At 66.1% G+C, this 15,340-nt stretch carries 11 protein-coding genes and 2 tRNA genes; 10 read left to right on the top strand and 3 right to left on the bottom strand.

Annotated elements, in window-relative coordinates; translation table 11 throughout:
- Positions 1-33 precede the first annotated feature (33 nt).
- Both ppa and AC6H0N_RS00645 read right to left on the bottom strand, forming a co-directional pair.
- On the bottom strand, positions 34-582 hold the full coding sequence (gene ppa, locus AC6H0N_RS00650; RefSeq protein WP_497572120.1) for an inorganic diphosphatase: 549 nt from the start codon (positions 580-582) through the stop codon (positions 34-36).
- Positions 583-820: 238 nt separating this feature from the next.
- A complete protein-coding gene (locus AC6H0N_RS00645; RefSeq protein ID WP_497572119.1) occupies positions 821-2,851 on the bottom strand; it encodes a sodium-translocating pyrophosphatase in 2,031 nt (676 codons plus the stop codon).
- A gap of 331 nt (positions 2,852-3,182) precedes the next feature.
- On the opposite strand from AC6H0N_RS00645, the gene AC6H0N_RS00640 reads away from it, so the two are divergent.
- The 7 genes from AC6H0N_RS00640 to AC6H0N_RS00610 all read left to right on the top strand — a co-directional run bounded on the left by AC6H0N_RS00640 (position 3,183) and on the right by AC6H0N_RS00610 (position 9,635).
- Complete coding sequence (locus tag AC6H0N_RS00640; RefSeq protein ID WP_497573219.1) at positions 3,183-5,381, top strand: DNA translocase FtsK; 2,199 nt, start codon at positions 3,183-3,185, stop codon at positions 5,379-5,381.
- Between the two features lie 2 nt (positions 5,382-5,383).
- Positions 5,384-6,013 carry an outer membrane lipoprotein periplasmic chaperone LolA gene (gene lolA, locus AC6H0N_RS00635; protein WP_497572118.1) on the top strand — a complete coding sequence of 210 codons (630 nt, stop codon included), beginning with the start codon at positions 5,384-5,386 and terminating at the stop codon, positions 6,011-6,013.
- A 5-nt stretch (positions 6,014-6,018) separates the two neighbouring features.
- Entirely contained in the window at positions 6,019-7,365 is a 1,347-nt protein-coding gene (locus tag AC6H0N_RS00630) for a replication-associated recombination protein A (protein ID WP_497572117.1), read from the top strand.
- Entirely contained in the window at positions 7,362-8,645 is a 1,284-nt protein-coding gene (serS, locus tag AC6H0N_RS00625) for a serine--tRNA ligase (protein ID WP_497572116.1), read from the top strand. Before AC6H0N_RS00630 ends, serS begins: the two co-directional genes overlap by 4 nt.
- Positions 8,646-8,726: 81 nt before the next feature.
- Positions 8,727-8,819, top strand: a tRNA-Ser gene (locus AC6H0N_RS00620).
- Positions 8,820-8,869: 50 nt separating this feature from the next.
- A tRNA-Arg gene (locus AC6H0N_RS00615) sits at positions 8,870-8,946 on the top strand.
- Positions 8,947-9,017: 71 nt separating this feature from the next.
- A complete protein-coding gene (locus AC6H0N_RS00610) occupies positions 9,018-9,635 on the top strand; it encodes a trimeric intracellular cation channel family protein (RefSeq protein WP_497572115.1) in 618 nt (205 codons plus the stop codon).
- Here the strand turns inward: AC6H0N_RS00610 and AC6H0N_RS00605 are convergent.
- Positions 9,632-10,411 carry a TSUP family transporter gene (locus tag AC6H0N_RS00605; RefSeq protein ID WP_497572114.1) on the bottom strand — a complete coding sequence of 260 codons (780 nt, stop codon included), beginning with the start codon at positions 10,409-10,411 and terminating at the stop codon, positions 9,632-9,634. The genes AC6H0N_RS00610 and AC6H0N_RS00605 overlap by 4 nt on opposite strands.
- 100 nt (positions 10,412-10,511) lie before the next feature.
- Here AC6H0N_RS00605 and AC6H0N_RS00600 point away from each other — a divergent pair, with 100 nt between their 5' ends.
- The 3 genes from AC6H0N_RS00600 to AC6H0N_RS00590 are packed head-to-tail and all read left to right on the top strand — an operon-like array spanning position 10,512 to position 15,283.
- Positions 10,512-11,048: a glutathione peroxidase gene (locus AC6H0N_RS00600; RefSeq protein ID WP_497572113.1), complete on the top strand. Its 537-nt coding sequence runs from the start codon at positions 10,512-10,514 to the stop codon at positions 11,046-11,048.
- Positions 11,049-11,108: 60 nt separating this feature from the next.
- Positions 11,109-12,257 carry an exonuclease SbcCD subunit D gene (locus AC6H0N_RS00595; RefSeq protein ID WP_497572112.1) on the top strand — a complete coding sequence of 383 codons (1,149 nt, stop codon included), beginning with the start codon at positions 11,109-11,111 and terminating at the stop codon, positions 12,255-12,257.
- Positions 12,254-15,283 carry an AAA family ATPase gene (locus tag AC6H0N_RS00590; protein WP_497572111.1) on the top strand — a complete coding sequence of 1,010 codons (3,030 nt, stop codon included), beginning with the start codon at positions 12,254-12,256 and terminating at the stop codon, positions 15,281-15,283. The genes AC6H0N_RS00595 and AC6H0N_RS00590 overlap by 4 nt, the downstream gene beginning before the upstream one ends.
- The last annotated feature ends 57 nt before the right edge of the window (positions 15,284-15,340 follow it).

Below are 15,340 nucleotides of genomic sequence, written 5' to 3'. Positions count from 1 at the left end.
CGAGGGCGAGGCTGCCGAACGCCCCGGGGTCGATCAGAAGTTCAGCTTGACCGGCGAATCCTGGTACATCTTCTCGCTGGCGATAATCTCGGCCTTGGCATCGTCTGCACCACCCCAGCCTTCGACACGCACCCACTTGCCGTCTTCCAGATCCTTGTAGTGCTCAAAGAAGTGGGCGATCTGGTTGAGCAGGTCCGGCGACACGTCAGCGATATCGCGGATGTTGCGGTAGCTGCGGCACAGCTTGTCGATGGGCACGGCCAGCACCTTGGCGTCGTCGCCCGATTCGTCGGTCATCTTCAGCACGCCCACCGGACGGCACTTGATCACCGAGCCGGAAATCAGCGGCACCGGCGTCACCACCAGCACGTCCACCGGGTCACCGTCGTTCGACAGGGTGTGCGGCACGTAGCCGTAGTTGCACGGGTAGTGCATGGCCGTGCTCATGAAACGGTCCACAAACATCGCACCGGTTTCCTTGTCGACTTCGTACTTCACCGGGTCGGCGTGCGACGGAATCTCGATGATGACGTTGATTTCGTTCGGGACATCGGAACCGGAGTTGACGCGATCGAGATTCATTGCAAGTGCCTCTTCTGGGTGCGAAAAATGAAAAGACCGGCATTATAGCCGGCCTCGGGTTTTCAAGGGTGCGCTGCAACAATTGCTTTGCGGCGCGGTTGTTCTCTGCGACTGCAGCGGGCAAGAAACTCCTCCCCCTTCAAGGGGAGGCTGGGAGGGGGATGGGTTTTTTTGGTGTGCTCCCCTTCAACCCATCCCCACTCCGGCCCTCCCCTTGAAGGGGAGGGAGCATGGGTGTTTACAGTAGCGGCACGATCAGCAAGGCGACGATGTTGATGATCTTGATCAGCGGGTTGATCGCCGGGCCCGCCGTGTCCTTGTAGGGATCGCCCACCGTATCGCCGGTTACGGCAGCCTTGTGGGCCTCCGAGCCCTTGCCGCCGTGGTGGCCGTCTTCGATATATTTTTTTGCATTGTCCCAAGCGCCCCCGCCGGCCGTCATCGACAGCGCAACGAAGATACCGGTGACGATGGTGCCAAGCAGCACGCCGCCCAGCGCTTGCGGCCCGAGGATCAAGCCGACCGCCACCGGCACGAGCACGGGTAGCAGCGACGGCACGATCATCTCCTTGATGGCGGACTTGGTCAGCATGTCCACCGCGCGTGAGTAGTCGGGTTTTTGCGTCCCATCCATGATGCCCGGCATGTCCTTGAACTGCCGTCGCACCTCGATGACGATGCCGCCCGCAGCGCGCCCGACAGCCTCCATGGCCATCGCGCCGAACAGGTAGGGAATCATGCCGCCGATGAACAGGCCGATGATCACCATGTGGTTCGACAGGTCGAAGGTCATCGATTTGCCGGCAGCCTCCAGGCCGTGCGTGTAGTCGGCAAACAGCACCAGCGCGGCGAGGCCGGCCGAACCGATGGCATAGCCCTTGGTCACGGCCTTGGTGGTGTTGCCGACGGCGTCGAGCGGGTCGGTGATGTTGCGGATCGACTCGTCCAGGCCGGCCATTTCGGCAATGCCGCCAGCGTTGTCGGTGATCGGGCCGTAGGCGTCGAGTGCCACGATGATGCCGGTCATCGACAGCATGGACGTCGCGGCAATGGCGATGCCGTACAGCCCGCCCAGCTCATATGCGCCCCAGATCGACGCGCACACCGCCAGCACGGGCGCGGCGGTGGCCTTCATCGATACGCCCAGGCCGGCGATCACGTTGGTGCCGTGGCCGGTGGTCGAGGCTTCGGCGATGTGGCGTACCGGCGCGAACTCGGTGGCGGTGTAGTACTCGGTGATCCACACCATCGCCGCCGTCAGAGCAAGGCCGATCAGCGCGCTGAAGTAGAGATTCAGCGAACTGATGGTGCCGCCGCTGGCCAGCGTCACGCTGTCACCAAGCATCCAGGTGGTGACCGGGTAAAACGCCACTGCCGCCAGCACGCCGGACACGATCAGGCCGCGATACAGCGCGTTCATGATCTTGCCGCCTTCGCGCGCATGCACGAAGAAGGTGCCAACGATGGACGCCAGGATCGACACGCCGCCGAGCACCAGTGGGTAGACCGCCGCTGCGTCGCCGGCGTCGCGCAGCAGCAGGCCGCCGAGCAACATGGTGGCGATCACGGTGACGGCGTAGGTCTCGAACAGGTCGGCCGCCATGCCCGCGCAGTCACCGACGTTGTCACCGACGTTGTCGGCAATCACCGCCGGGTTGCGCGGGTCGTCTTCGGGGATGCCGGCTTCGACCTTGCCGACCAGGTCGGCGCCGACGTCAGCGCCCTTGGTGAAGATGCCGCCGCCCAGTCGCGCAAAGATCGAGATCAGCGAACCGCCGAAGGCCAGACCGACCAGCGGATGAATGGGGTCTTCGACCCCGAAGGCGACGAGCAGCCCGTAATAGCCGGCAACGCCCAGCAGCCCGAGGCCGACCACCAGCAAGCCGGTGATGGCGCCGCCGCGGAAGGCCACCTGCATGGCCGCGTCCAACCCGTTTTTGGCGGCTTCGGCGGTGCGCACGTTGGCACGTACCGAAATGTTCATGCCGATGTAGCCGGCCAGTGCCGAGAACACTGCGCCGATCGCGAAGCCGATGGCGCTGCCCATGCCGATGAACAGGGCGACCAACACGAACAACACGGCGCCGACGATGCCGATGGTGAGGTATTGCCGGTTGAGGTAGGCGGTGGCGCCTTCCTGGATGGCCTGCGCGATCTCGCGCATGCGCTCGTTTCCGTCGGGCTTGGCCAGAATCCATTTGACCGAATACCCGCCATACGCCAGTGCAGCCAGGGCGCACAACAATGCAAAAAGCAAAGCACCTCCCATGGTCCTCTCCCCTATCGATTTTGTTGGCTTGCCAGACTCCTTGGTTTCCGTTTCTCGATGCCATCCGCAGCCGGCCCGGTGTGCTGCCTCGCGGATATGCAAGCAAGAATACGCCTACACCAGAGGGTGGTACAGATGCGACGGAGGCGGGCCAACCCTTTGCAGTCTGTTGCAACAGCGGGGAGTGGCGATCGCATATAATCAAAGGCTTCCAACGGCTCCCGGCGGCACTGCCTTGAGAACCCCCCTGCGACAAAAATCCCGCCCGCAACCGCTCCCGGAGCGCATTTCCCTGCTGCTCCAGGAAGCCCGATGGCTGATCCTCGGGGTCATGTCGCTGTATGTCGCCCTCATATTGCTGGGCTACAGCCAGGCCGACCCCGGTTGGTCGCACGCGGCAGAGGTCGGCCGCGTATCGAATCCGGGCGGGCGCTTTGGCGCCTGGCTGGCGGATATCCTTTACTACTTGTTCGGCATGTCCGCCTGGTGGTGGGTGGCCTTTCTCGGCTACGGATTGTTCTGGGGGTTTCGCCGCATGCGTCGGCGCGAGACGCATGCGGATGGCCGTTCCTTCTTCATCATCTTTCTCGGCTTTGTCGTCGTGCTGCTGGCAAGCAGCGCGATCGAAGCCATGCGCTTCCACTCGCACGGCGCGGGCATGCCGCTGGCGCCCGGCGGGCTGCTTGGCGTCGAACTGGGCGCCATCGTGCAGCGCTATTTCGGCTTTACGGGCGGCACGCTGCTGCTGCTGGCGTTGATCGCGAGCGGCCTGAGTCTGTTTACTGGCATTTCCTGGCTGAGCATCGTCGAGCGTTTCGGCACCTTCCTCGAACGTTGCTGGCTCGGTTTGCTCGACGCGTGGGATCGCTGGCGTGACCGTCAGGCCGGGCGCCAGCTGGCGCAGCGGCGTGAAGCGGTGGTCGAAACGCGTCGCCGCAAGACCGACGCCCAGCCTGCTGCGCAGTTGCGTATCGAGCCGAGTGCGCCGGTGCCCAAATCCGAGCGCGTTGAGAAAGAGCGCCAGAAGGCGCTGTTCGAAGAATTGCCCGCCGAGGGCCTGCCGCCACTGTCACTGCTCGATCAGCCGTCTGGCGACGTCGAGCCGCCCAGCGCCGAGGCGCTGGAATTCACCTCGCGCCTGATCGAAAACAAGCTCGCCGAGTTCGGCGTCGAGGTGCGTGTTTCGGCGGCCTATCCCGGCCCGGTCATCACGCGCTACGAAATCGAACCCGCGGTCGGCGTGAAGGGCAGCCAGATCGTTAACCTCTCCAAGGATCTGGCGCGCGCCTTGTCGCTGGTGTCGATCCGCGTAGTCGAGACGGTGCCGGGCAAATCATGCATGGCGCTGGAACTGCCGGTGGCCAAGCGCCAGGTCGTGCGCCTGTCCGAGATTCTCGGTTCGCAGGCCTATCACCATATGAGTTCGCCGCTGACCGTGGCGCTCGGCAAGGACATCGGCGGTCAGCCGGTGGTGGCTGACCTGGCGCGCATGCCGCATTTGCTGATGGCCGGTACCACCGGCTCGGGCAAGTCGGTGGGCATCAACGCCATGATCCTGTCGCTGCTCTACAAGTCCGAGCCTTCCCGCGTCCGCATGATCATGGTCGACCCCAAGATGCTGGAGCTGTCGATCTACGAAGGCATTCCGCATCTGCTCGCGCCGGTCGTGACCGACATGCGTCACGCCGCCAACGCGCTGAACTGGTGCGTCGGCGAAATGGAGAAGCGCTACAAGCTGATGGCGGCGGTCGGCGTGCGCAACCTGGCCGGCTTCAACCGCGCGGTGCTCGATGCGCGCAAGGCCGAGAAGCCGATGACCAACCCGTTCTCGATCACTCCGGAGTCGCCCGAGCCGCTGGATACGCTGCCGCATATCGTGGTGGTCATCGACGAGCTGGCCGACCTGATGATGGTGGTCGGCAAGAAGGTCGAAGAGCTCATCGCGCGGCTGGCGCAGAAGGCGCGCGCGGCCGGCATCCACCTGATCCTCGCCACGCAGCGCCCGTCGGTGGACGTCATCACCGGCCTGATCAAGGCCAACGTGCCGACGCGCATCGCCTTTCAGGTCTCGTCCAAGATCGACTCGCGCACCATCCTCGACCAGATGGGCGCAGAAGCGCTGCTCGGCATGGGCGACATGCTCTACCTGCCGCCCGGCACTGGCCTGCCGGTGCGCGTGCATGGCGCCTTCGTGGCGGACGAGGAAGTGCACAAGGTGGTCGAGAACCTCAAGAAGATGGGCCCGCCCGACTACATCGACGACATTCTTTCCGCGCCCGAGGAATCTTCCGACGGTGGCGGAGGTCTGGGTGAGGACAGCGACGCTGAGGCTGATCCGATGTACGACCAGGCCGTCGAGCTCGTACTCAAGACACGCCGCCCGTCTATTTCACTGGTGCAGCGTCATCTGCGCATCGGCTACAACCGCGCTGCGCGCCTGATCGAACAGATGGAGCGCGCCGGTCTGGTTTCGTCCATGGGCGGCAACGGCAACCGCGAAGTGCTTGCACCTGCGCGAGAGGAAGACTGAACATGTTTCGCCCTTTTTGCCGTGCCTTGAGCGCGGCCCTGTTGCTGGCTGCCAGCACTCTTGTCCTCGCCCAGGACAGCGGAATCTCCCAGCTCGAACGCTTCATGGCCAAGGCGGCGTCCGCCGAAGGCCGATTCGAGCAGGTGGTGGGCGCCTCATCCGGCGGCCGCACCGAGTACTCCAAAGGCACGTTCGTGTTTCAGCGCCCAGGCAAATTCCGCTGGGAATACGAGAAGCCGTATCCGCAATTGCTGGTCAGTGACGGCCAGAAGCTGTGGTCGTGGGATCCCGATTTGAATCAGGTTACCGTGCAGCCGATGGGCGATGCCCTGGGCGCTACGCCGGCTGCCATTCTTGCCGGTGACGGTTCGCTCGAGAAAAACTTCCGCCTTGTCGCCGAAGGCGAGCAGGGCGGGCTGGCCTGGGTGCGCGCCGAGCCGCTGGCCAGCGACGGTCCCTTCGCCGAAGTGCGCATCGGCCTGTCCGACAACATGCTGCGGCGTATGGCCATGCAGGACCATTTCGGTCAGACCACGGTGATCGATTTCGTCGAGCTCAAGGTCGGCGTCAACCCCGCCGCTGAGTGCTTCCGCTTCACGCCGCCGCCCGGCGCGGACGTGCTGGGCAACTGAGCGCCGTGACTGCGGACCTGTTCGGTTCGGAACAGTCCGGCGACATCCCGCTGGCGGAGCGCCTGCGCCCGGCCACGCTCGACGAAGTCGCCGGCCAGCGCCATCTGCTCGGGCCCAGCAAGCCGCTGCGGCTGGCCTTTCAGTCCGGCAAGCTGCACTCGATGATCCTGTGGGGGCCGCCCGGCGTGGGCAAGACCACGCTGGCGCGGCTCATGGCACGGGCCTTCGATGCCGATTTCGTGGCGCTCTCAGCCGTGTTCTCGGGCGTCAAGGACATCCGCGAGGCGATTGCCACGGCGCAGGCCGCCAAGGCACGCGGTCGTCACACCATCCTCTTCGTCGACGAAGTGCACCGCTTCAACAAGGCCCAGCAGGACGCCTTTCTGCCGTATGTCGAGCAGGGGCTCGTGACCTTCATCGGGGCGACCACCGAGAATCCGTCCTTCGAAGTCAATTCGGCACTGCTCTCGCGCGCGGCCGTGTATGTGCTCGAACCGCTGGATGCCGAGGCCATGCGCGATCTGTTCGAGCGCGCGCGCACCACAGCCTGCCCGGACATCACCTTCGAAGATGACGCACGTGATCGCATCATCGGCTTTGCCGACGGCGATGCGCGGCGCCTGCTCAACCTCGTGGATCAGGTTCGTGTGGCGGCGGAGACTACCGGGCTCGACGCCGTCACGCCGGCCTTCGTCGATGAGGCGCTGGCCAGCAAGCTGCGGCGCTTCGACAAGGGCGGAGAGGCCTTCTACGACCAGATCTCGGCGCTGCACAAAGCGGTGCGCGGCTCCGACCCCGATGCCTCGCTGTACTGGTTCTGCCGCATGCTCGACGGCGGGGCCGATCCGCTCTATCTGGGTCGGCGGCTGGTGCGCATGGCCAGCGAGGACATCGGACTGGCCGACCCGCGCGCGCTCGACATCACGCTCAATGCCTGCGCCGCCTTCGAGCGGCTCGGTACGCCGGAAGGCGAGCTGGCACTGGCGCAGGCTGTGGTGTTCCTCGCCTGCGCAGCCAAATCGAATGCGCTCTACAAGGCTTATAATGCCGCCCGCAAGTTCGTCGCCGACGACGCCTCGCGCCCGGTGCCGCTGCACCTGCGCAATGCGCCGACCAAGCTGATGAAAGGGCTCGGCTATGGCCACGCCTACCGCTACGCGCACGACGAGCCCGAAGGCTACGCTGCCAACGAGCAGTACCTTCCCGACGATATGGCGTCGCCCGGCTGGTACCGTCCGGTGGATCGCGGCATGGAGGCGCAGATCGCCGCCAAACTCGCCCACCTGCGCCAGCTCGACGCCGCTGCGCGCAAGAGCGCACCCGAAAAACCCGAAACCCCGGATTCCAGATGATCGACATCCAGTTCCTCCGCAACGACATGGACGGCGTCGTAGCCGCCATGCGCCGCCGCAACTTCGCTTTCGACCCGGCCGAATTCCAGTCGCTGGAGGCCGAACGCAAGACGCTGCAGACGCGTACGCAGGAGCTGCAGGCCAAGCGCAACGCACTGTCCAAGCAGATCGGCATGCTCAAGGGCAAGGGTGAAGACGCCTCCGCCGTGATGGCCGAGGTGGCCGGGCTGGGCGATGAGCTGAAGGCGTCCGAGCAGAAGCTCGCCGACCTGCTGCCGCGCATCGAAGCCATCACCGCGAGCATGCCGAACCCGCCGGACGCCAGCGTGCCGGACGGCAAGGACGAAACCGCCAACGTCGAGATCGCCCGCGTCGGCACGCCCCGCGCTTTCGATTTCGAGCCGCTCGATCACGTTGATGTCGGCGCTCGTCTGGGCCTGGACTTCGAAGTCGCCACCAAGATCACCGGCTCGCGCTTCGCCGTCATGCGCGGCCCGCTCGCGCGCCTGCATCGGGCGCTCGCGCAGTTTATGCTCGACACCCACACGACCGAGCACGGCTACACCGAGGCTTATGTGCCGTATCTGGTCAACGAAGCCTCGATGTTCGGCACCGGCCAGTTGCCCAAGTTCGAGGAAGACCTGTTTGCCGTGCCGCGCGGCGAGGGCGAGCGCAACTTCCTGATCCCGACGTCCGAAGTCCCGCTGACCAACCTCGTGCGCGGCGAGATCCTCGCCGCCGACGCGCTGCCCATCAAACTCACCGGCCACACCCCGTGTTTCCGCTCCGAGGCCGGCAGCTACGGCCGCGACACGCGCGGCATGATCCGCCAGCACCAGTTCGACAAGGTCGAACTGGTGCGCATCGAGCACCCGGATAACTCCGACGCGGCGCTCGAAGAGCTGACTTCGCATGCCGAGGCCATTCTGCAGAAGCTCGGCCTGCCGTACCGCAAGATGCTGCTGTGCACCGGCGACATGGGCTTTGGCGCGCGCCGCACCTACGACCTCGAAGTCTGGCTGCCGGCGCAGAACACCTACCGCGAGATCTCCTCGTGCTCCAACTGCGGTGATTTCCAGGCCCGCCGCATGCAGGCCCGCGTGCGCGGCGCCGACGGCAAGAACGTGCTGGTGCACACCCTTAACGGTTCCGGCCTGGCCGTCGGCCGTACGCTGGTGGCGGTATTGGAGAACTACCAGCAGGCTGACGGCAGCGTTATCGTGCCGCCAGCGCTGGTGTCGTGGATGGGTGGTGTCGAGGTCTTGCAGCCGGCGCGCTGAAAACGCCGATCAGGGCTTGTCTGGCGCGTGGCCTGTGCGTACAATTCGGCCTCTTCGACGGACTGAGCCCCGTCGAAGCCCGGAGAGGTACCGAAGTGGTCATAACGGCGCCGACTCGAAATCGGATGGTCAGGGAAACCTGGCACGTGGGTTCGAATCCCACCCTCTCCGCCAAATTGCTTGACGAAAGGTTTTGGGGTGCTAGAATCCCGCTTCTTTTCAGCGCGCTCGTAGCTCAGTTGGATAGAGTACCTGGCTACGAACCAGGGGGTCGTGGGTTCGAATCCTGCCGAGCGCGCCACGAAATCAATCAGAAACGCCACCTCAAAAAGGTGGCGTTTTTGTTTTTTGCGATCTGCTATCGTGCCTCGCATGGATCTGGTGCTGATACTTCACGTCGTGGCACTCGCGGCGGTTGCGGTAAACGCCGCTTCCGGCGTGCTGGAAGCCGGGCGCAAGCCTTTTGACCTGTTCGGCATGGTGGTGGTCGCGCTGGCCGCGGCGTTGGGCGGTGGCTCGCTGCGCGACGTGTTGCTTGACCGGCAGGTGTTCTGGATTGCTGATCCTTCCTATCTGATCACGGCCGTTATCGCGGGGCTGGCGACGTTTGCGCTGGTGCGGATGGTGCGTTTGCCGCCGCGCCTGTTTCTGCTGCCGGACGCGGTCGGGCTGGCGCTGTTCACTGTGAGCGGCACGCAGGTGGCGCTGGTGTTGGGCGCGCCGTGGATGGTGGCGTGTCTGATGGGTGTCATCACCGGTGTGTTCGGCGGCATCTTGCGCGACATGCTGTGCAATGAGGTGCCGCTGGTGTTCTCGGGCGAACTGTATGCCACGGCCTCGCTGGCCGGCGCACTGGTGCTGGTCGGCCTTGGGGCTCTCGGTGTTGCAGCGGGCTGGGCGGCGCTGGCAGGCGGCTTGGTGGTGCTGGTGATCCGGCTGGCGGCAATCGCCTTCAAGTGGGGCTTGCCGGTGTTTGCTGCCCGACCTTAATTCGGGCTCCAGAAAATCCCGATCAGGCTGACCACGATCAGTACCGTGCCGAGCACGCGGAAGAACAGCGGTGTCTCGGCCGCCACGATGTGCTTGTGGAAGCGCTCACCGAAGAGGTGGCCGACCCAGGCGCAGGGCAGCAGCCACAGGTGGTGGATGAGCTGCAGGTCGACGCCCGCGATCAGGAAGGACGCCATCTTGATCACGACCAGGATGAACCACAGCACGAACAAGGTATCGCGCAGCTGGTGTTTGGCCACATGCGAGGCGTACACCGCAGCGATCAGTGGTGCGCCGATCAGCGAGGCGCCGCTGGCGTAGCCGCCCATTGAAAGCAGCACGAAGTCGAGCTTGCGGCCGGTCGAACGGATCGGCTTGTTCAGCACATAGCCGATGGCGTAGCAGATCACGATGCTGAAGATGATGGTGCTCATCACGCGCGGCGGCAGCGTCAGCAGGCCCAGCACGCCGATCAGCTTGGGCACGATCATGACTTTCAGCGACCACTTCAGATAGGGCCAGTCGATGTTGCTGGCAGCGGGGTCGTCGGCGGCGAGGGCCTTGGTGGCGCGGTGGCCCTTCCATGCGATGAGGCTGGAGAAGATCAGCAGGTGCACTGCCACGATGGGCAGGAAGACCAGCGGGTCATTCACCACCAGCAGCAGAAAGGGCAGGGCCAGTGCGGCACCGCCGAAGCCAAGCCCCGAACGGACAAATCCGCTCCACACGAAGATCAGCCCGATCAGTACGTACTGGTACCACAGGAGTTCAACCATGTTGCAACGCCGCACGCACGAAAGCGGCCAAGCGTGGTCGAAGCTTGCGAGTTTGTCAAAATGACGCGCCTTGCCGGGCGTACCCAACCGGAGAACGTGCATGAAGATGATGTCCCCGTTGCTTGCCGCCGCGCTCGTTGGCACCTCGCAGATGGCCGTCGCGGGCAGTGATGCGCTGCTCGGTCACGAACTGCGCCGGCTGCATTCGCCGGAGAGCGTGAAGCTTGAGCGCTACGCAGGCCAGCCTCTGCTGATCGTGAACACGGCCAGTCATTGCGGTTTCACCCGGCAGTTCAAGGGGCTGGAAGCGGTGCACCAGAAGTACGCCGACAAGGGTCTGAAAGTGCTCGGCTTCTCGTCCGATGACTTCAACCAGGAAGCCAAGGACGAAGCCAAGGCGGCCGAGGTGTGCTTCGTGAACTTCGGCGTGACCTTCGACATGTTCGCCACCATCCCGGTCAAGGGCGACGGCGCCCACCCGCTGTTCCGCGAACTGGCGCGTCAGTCCGGTCAGCAGCCGAAGTGGAACTTCCACAAGTACGTGGTGGATCGCTCGGGCAAGGTTGTGGCGGTGTTCCCGAGTTCGGTCGAGCCCGACGAGCAGCAGTTGCGCGAGGCCATTGAACGCGTGCTGTAGCGGCTTGCGCGCCGCGCCGCGCGCGCCCATCATCGGGGCCGATTTCACCCGAGGCTCCGCATGCGTTTTCTCCACACTGCCGATTGGCATCTCGGCCGGATCTTCCACGGCTGTTCGCTGATCGAGGATCAGGCCCACGTACTCGACCAGTTTGTGGCGCTGGTGCGCGAGGCCCGGCCCGACGCGGTGCTGATCGCCGGTGACGTCTACGACCGCGCCGTACCGCCCGCCGAGGCGGTGAGCCTGCTCGACGACACGCTCTCCCGCATCGTGCTTGGCGCAGGCGTACCGGTGGTCATGATCGCCGGCAACCACGACAGCCCCGACCGTCTCGGCTTCGGCGCGCGCCTGCTCGCCGCGCACGGGCTGACGATTGCCGGGCGCATCGACGCGCCACAGGCCGGCGTCGGTTTTGACGACGCCTGGGGCCGCGTGGTCGTCCATCCCTTGCCGTATGCCGAGCCGGCCGCCGTGCGTGATGCGCTGTCGGCCGATATTGCAGGGCACGAGGCGGCGATGACCGCGCTGCTCGAACGCGTGCGCGCTACTCATCCGGCTGGCGCGCGCTCGGTGCTGGTGGCTCATGCCTTCGTCGCTGGCGGCGCCGAGAGCGAGTCCGAGCGCCCGCTGTCGATCGGCGGCAGCGGCGCAGTCGATGCGGCGCTGTTTGCGGGTTTCGACTACGTCGCGCTCGGCCACCTGCATCGGCCGCAGCGCGCCGGCGCGGATCACGTGCGCTACTCCGGTTCGCTGCTGAAGTATTCGTTGTCCGAGGCCGACCACGCCAAGAGCCTGTCGCTGGTCGAACTTGGCGCGCCGGGCGAACTGAAGATCGAGCAGATCGCGCTGTCGCCGCGCCGCGACCTGCGCCGTGTATCCGGCACGCTGGACGAGGTGTTGGCGACTGCGCGTGCGGACCGCTCGCGCGAGGACTACGTGTTTGCCAGTCTCAACGACCGCGGCGCGTTGCTCGACCCGATGGCGAAACTGCGCGAGGTCTACCCCAACGTACTCGGCTGCGAACGCACCGTGCTGGCCAACACCGGCACGGCCGGCCTGGCCGTGGCGCGTGCGCGCGAACTCGACACGCGGGCGCTGTTTGGCGATTTCTTCCGCGAAGTGGCTGGTGAGCCGCTCGACCCGGCCGCATCCGACGCCCTCGACGCTTCGCTGCAGACGCTTGCCGATGCGCGGAGGGAAGTGCCGTGAAGCCGCTGGTCCTCACCATGCAGGCCTTCGGGCCGTTTGCCGGTCGCGAACGCGTCGATTTCACACTGCTCGGCGAGCGCGCGCTGTTCCTGATCCACGGCCCGACGGGCGCCGGCAAGACCACCTTGCTCGACGCCATCTGCTTCGCGCTGTACGGCGATACCTCCGGCGGCGAGCGCGAGGCCCGCGCCATGCGCAGCGACCACGCCCTGCAGGATCTGGCCACCGAGGTCGAGCTGGAGTTCTCGCTCGGCCCCGAGCGCTATCGCGTCACGCGCTCGCCCGCTCAGCAGCGTCCGAAGAAGCGCGGCGAAGGCATGGTCGAGGCCAAGCCCGAAGCGCAGCTTGACCGCCTGGTTGGTGGCGAGTGGAAAAGCGTCGCTTCCCAGCCGCAGAAAGTCAGCGAGGCTGCGCGCGAATTGCTTGGCTTCGACAGCGCGCAGTTCCGTCAGGTCATCGTGCTGCCGCAGGGGCGTTTCCGCGAACTGCTGGTGGCGCGCTCGGACGAGCGCGAAGCCATTTTGCAGACGCTGTTTCGCACCGAGATCTGCCGTGCCCTGGCCGATGAGCTCAAACGTCGCGCCCGTGAACTCGAAGTGACTGGGCGCGACAACCGCACGCGACGCGAGCAATTGCTGGAACACGCCGGTCACGAAACGCTCGAGGCACTGGCTGCACACCGCAGCGAACTCGCTGCAGAACACGCCCGCCTGAAAACTGGCGAAGCGCCTGCCCGTGAGCGCGATGCCGCGGCCCGCGCAGCGTTGGAACGCGGTCGCGGCGCGGCCAAGGTGCTGCACGAGCGCGCCGAAGCCGTGCAGGCCGAACGAGCGCTCAACGAAGCCGCTGCGGCTGTCGATACGCAGCGCCGCGAACTCGACGCCGCGCGCAAGGCGGCGGCCCTGTGTGCGCTGGAAGAGGTCCGCACACAGGCCGCGCGCGCAGCCGAAGAAGCGGGCGAGCGCCACCGTGAGTCGATCACGAAGTGTGAGGAGGCGACGCGAACGCACACCGATGCCGCAGCGAAGCTCGCCATCGAGACAGCCCGTGAGTCGGAGCGCGAAACCCTGGCGGTGCGTCAGCGCGAACTCGATGCGCTGGCAAAGCCGGTGGCGGAGCTGGCGGGTGTGCAGTCCAGGCAGGCCTTAGCGCACAAGCAGCTGGGCGCTGCGGAAGCCGCCGGCGCGCAGGCAGAGCAGGCGTTGGCGGCGCAACACGAGCGAGTGCAGAAACATCGCAGCGAACGGGACCAGGTCTCCGCCCAGGCCGCGCGCGTCGAGGTGCTGGAGCAGCGTCTGCGTGAGGCCAATACCTTGCGGGAAAGGCTGGATCGGCTCGGCAAGGCGCGCAAGGTCCTCGAGCAGTCCGAAACCGAATTGCGGCGGGCCGTCGAGGCTGTGACCAAAGGCGAGGCCGCGCAGGTCGAAGCGCAGCGCAGGCTGGAGGAGGTGGAGCACGCCTGGGCCGCCGCGCAGGCCGGGCGACTTGCGGCGGCGCTGGAGACTGGTGCAGCGTGTCCGGTATGCGGCAGCACCGACCACCCGCTGCCCGCCGTGCTGGCGAAAGACGTTTCGGAGGCCGCCCTGCGCAGCGCACGCGACGCCGTGCGCAACGCCGCTGCCGCACGCGACGCCTTGCTGGCGCAGCGTCACGCCGCCGACAAGCTGGCCGGTCAGCAACGGGCTGTGGTCGAGGAGCTGGAACGCGGCGCGCCGTCACCGCAAGACGCGCTGCCTGATCCCGCGGCGCTGCAGGCGGAATTGCTGGCCGCACAGAACGCTGCACGACGCCTGCTGGAACTCGACAACGCCTTGCCGCAGCTTGAGCAAAGCTTGCGCGATCTCGATGCCGCCCTGGCGCAGCGCAAGCTCGATTTGGCCTCCGCCGAGCGCGAGCAGACCGAGGCCGCTGCCGACCTGCGCGTATTGCAGCAGGCCGTGCCGGAGGCCTTGCGTGAACCGGCGCACCTGCAAGCCGAGACGGAGCGGGTTGCCCTTCAGCGCAAAGCGCTCGACGCGGCACTGGTGCAGACCACCGAATCAGCCAAGAGCGCCGAGAGCGCACTCGCCGCAGCGCGCGCGGCGGAGCAGGGTGCGCAGGGCGAACTCGGTCGTGTGCGCAAGGACGCCGAGGCTGCCCAGACCCGCTTTGCTGCCGCGCTGCTGCAGGCCGGCTTTGCGGACGAACCCGCCTGGCGCGCGGTTTTGCGCGAAGCGGGCGTAATGGAGGCTATGACCGCAGCCATTCGCGCCCACGACGAATCCCGTGCGGCCATATCGGCGCGCCTTGCGCGCGCTCAGGCCGCAGCCGAGGGGCTGCAGTCGCCGGACCTGGATGCGCTCCAATTGGCTACCTCCGAAGCTGCCCAGGCGCTGGAGGCGGCGCTGCTCGCCACGCGCGATGCGGCGGCCAAGGTGGAAGCCGCCGACCACACCTTGAAGTCGATTGCTGAGCTGACCGCTGCAGCGGGCGAGGTCGAGCGGCAGTACGCGGTGCTCGGCCGGCTGTCCGAAGTCGCGGCCGGCAACAACCCGCTGCGCATGACCTTCCAGCGCTTCGTCCTGGCCACGCTGCTGGATGAGGTGCTGGAGGCTGCGTCGCTGCGCTTGACACGCATGAGCCGCAACCGCTTTGAGCTGCGCCGCGTGCGCGGCGTGACTGATCTGCGCAGTGCCGGTGGCCTGGAGCTGGAAGTGTTCGACCACTACACCGGCACCAGCCGGCCGGCGGCCACGCTGTCGGGCGGGGAAGGCTTTCTTGCGTCCTTGTCGTTGGCGCTGGGGCTGGCGGACGTCGTGCAGTCGCGCTCAGGTGGTATCCGTATGGAGACGCTGTTCATCGACGAAGGCTTCGGCACGCTTGACCCGGAGAGCCTGGATTTCGCGCTGCGCACGCTGATCGACCTGCAGCAGGCGGGCCGGTTGGTCGGTGTGATCTCGCATGTGGCCGAGCTGCGCGAACGCATGGACGTGCGGCTCGAAGTGGTGGCCGGGGCGGCCGGCAGCACGCTGCGCATCGTGCGCTGAACGCGCGCCGTAAACGAAAACGGCCGCCCGAAGGCGGCCGTGTGGTGCTCAATCAGC

This window comes from Pseudazoarcus sp. NS34 (assembly GCF_059703725.1).
This window is presented reverse-complemented; position numbering and strand designations above follow the sequence as displayed.

Coding starts and splice junctions, on each gene's coding strand:
- AC6H0N_RS00605 (WP_497572114.1), bottom strand. CDS start 10,411: ATGGTTGAACTCCTGTGGTACCAGTACGTACTGATCGGGCTGATCTTC.
- AC6H0N_RS00640 (WP_497573219.1), top strand. CDS start 3,183: ATGTCGCTGTATGTCGCCCTCATATTGCTGGGCTACAGCCAGGCCGAC.
- ppa (WP_497572120.1), bottom strand. CDS start 582: ATGAATCTCGATCGCGTCAACTCCGGTTCCGATGTCCCGAACGAAATC.
- AC6H0N_RS00595 (WP_497572112.1), top strand. CDS start 11,109: ATGCGTTTTCTCCACACTGCCGATTGGCATCTCGGCCGGATCTTCCAC.
- lolA (WP_497572118.1), top strand. CDS start 5,384: ATGTTTCGCCCTTTTTGCCGTGCCTTGAGCGCGGCCCTGTTGCTGGCT.
- AC6H0N_RS00645 (WP_497572119.1), bottom strand. CDS start 2,851: ATGGGAGGTGCTTTGCTTTTTGCATTGTTGTGCGCCCTGGCTGCACTG.
- serS (WP_497572116.1), top strand. CDS start 7,362: ATGATCGACATCCAGTTCCTCCGCAACGACATGGACGGCGTCGTAGCC.
- AC6H0N_RS00600 (WP_497572113.1), top strand. CDS start 10,512: ATGAAGATGATGTCCCCGTTGCTTGCCGCCGCGCTCGTTGGCACCTCG.
- AC6H0N_RS00610 (WP_497572115.1), top strand. CDS start 9,018: ATGGATCTGGTGCTGATACTTCACGTCGTGGCACTCGCGGCGGTTGCG.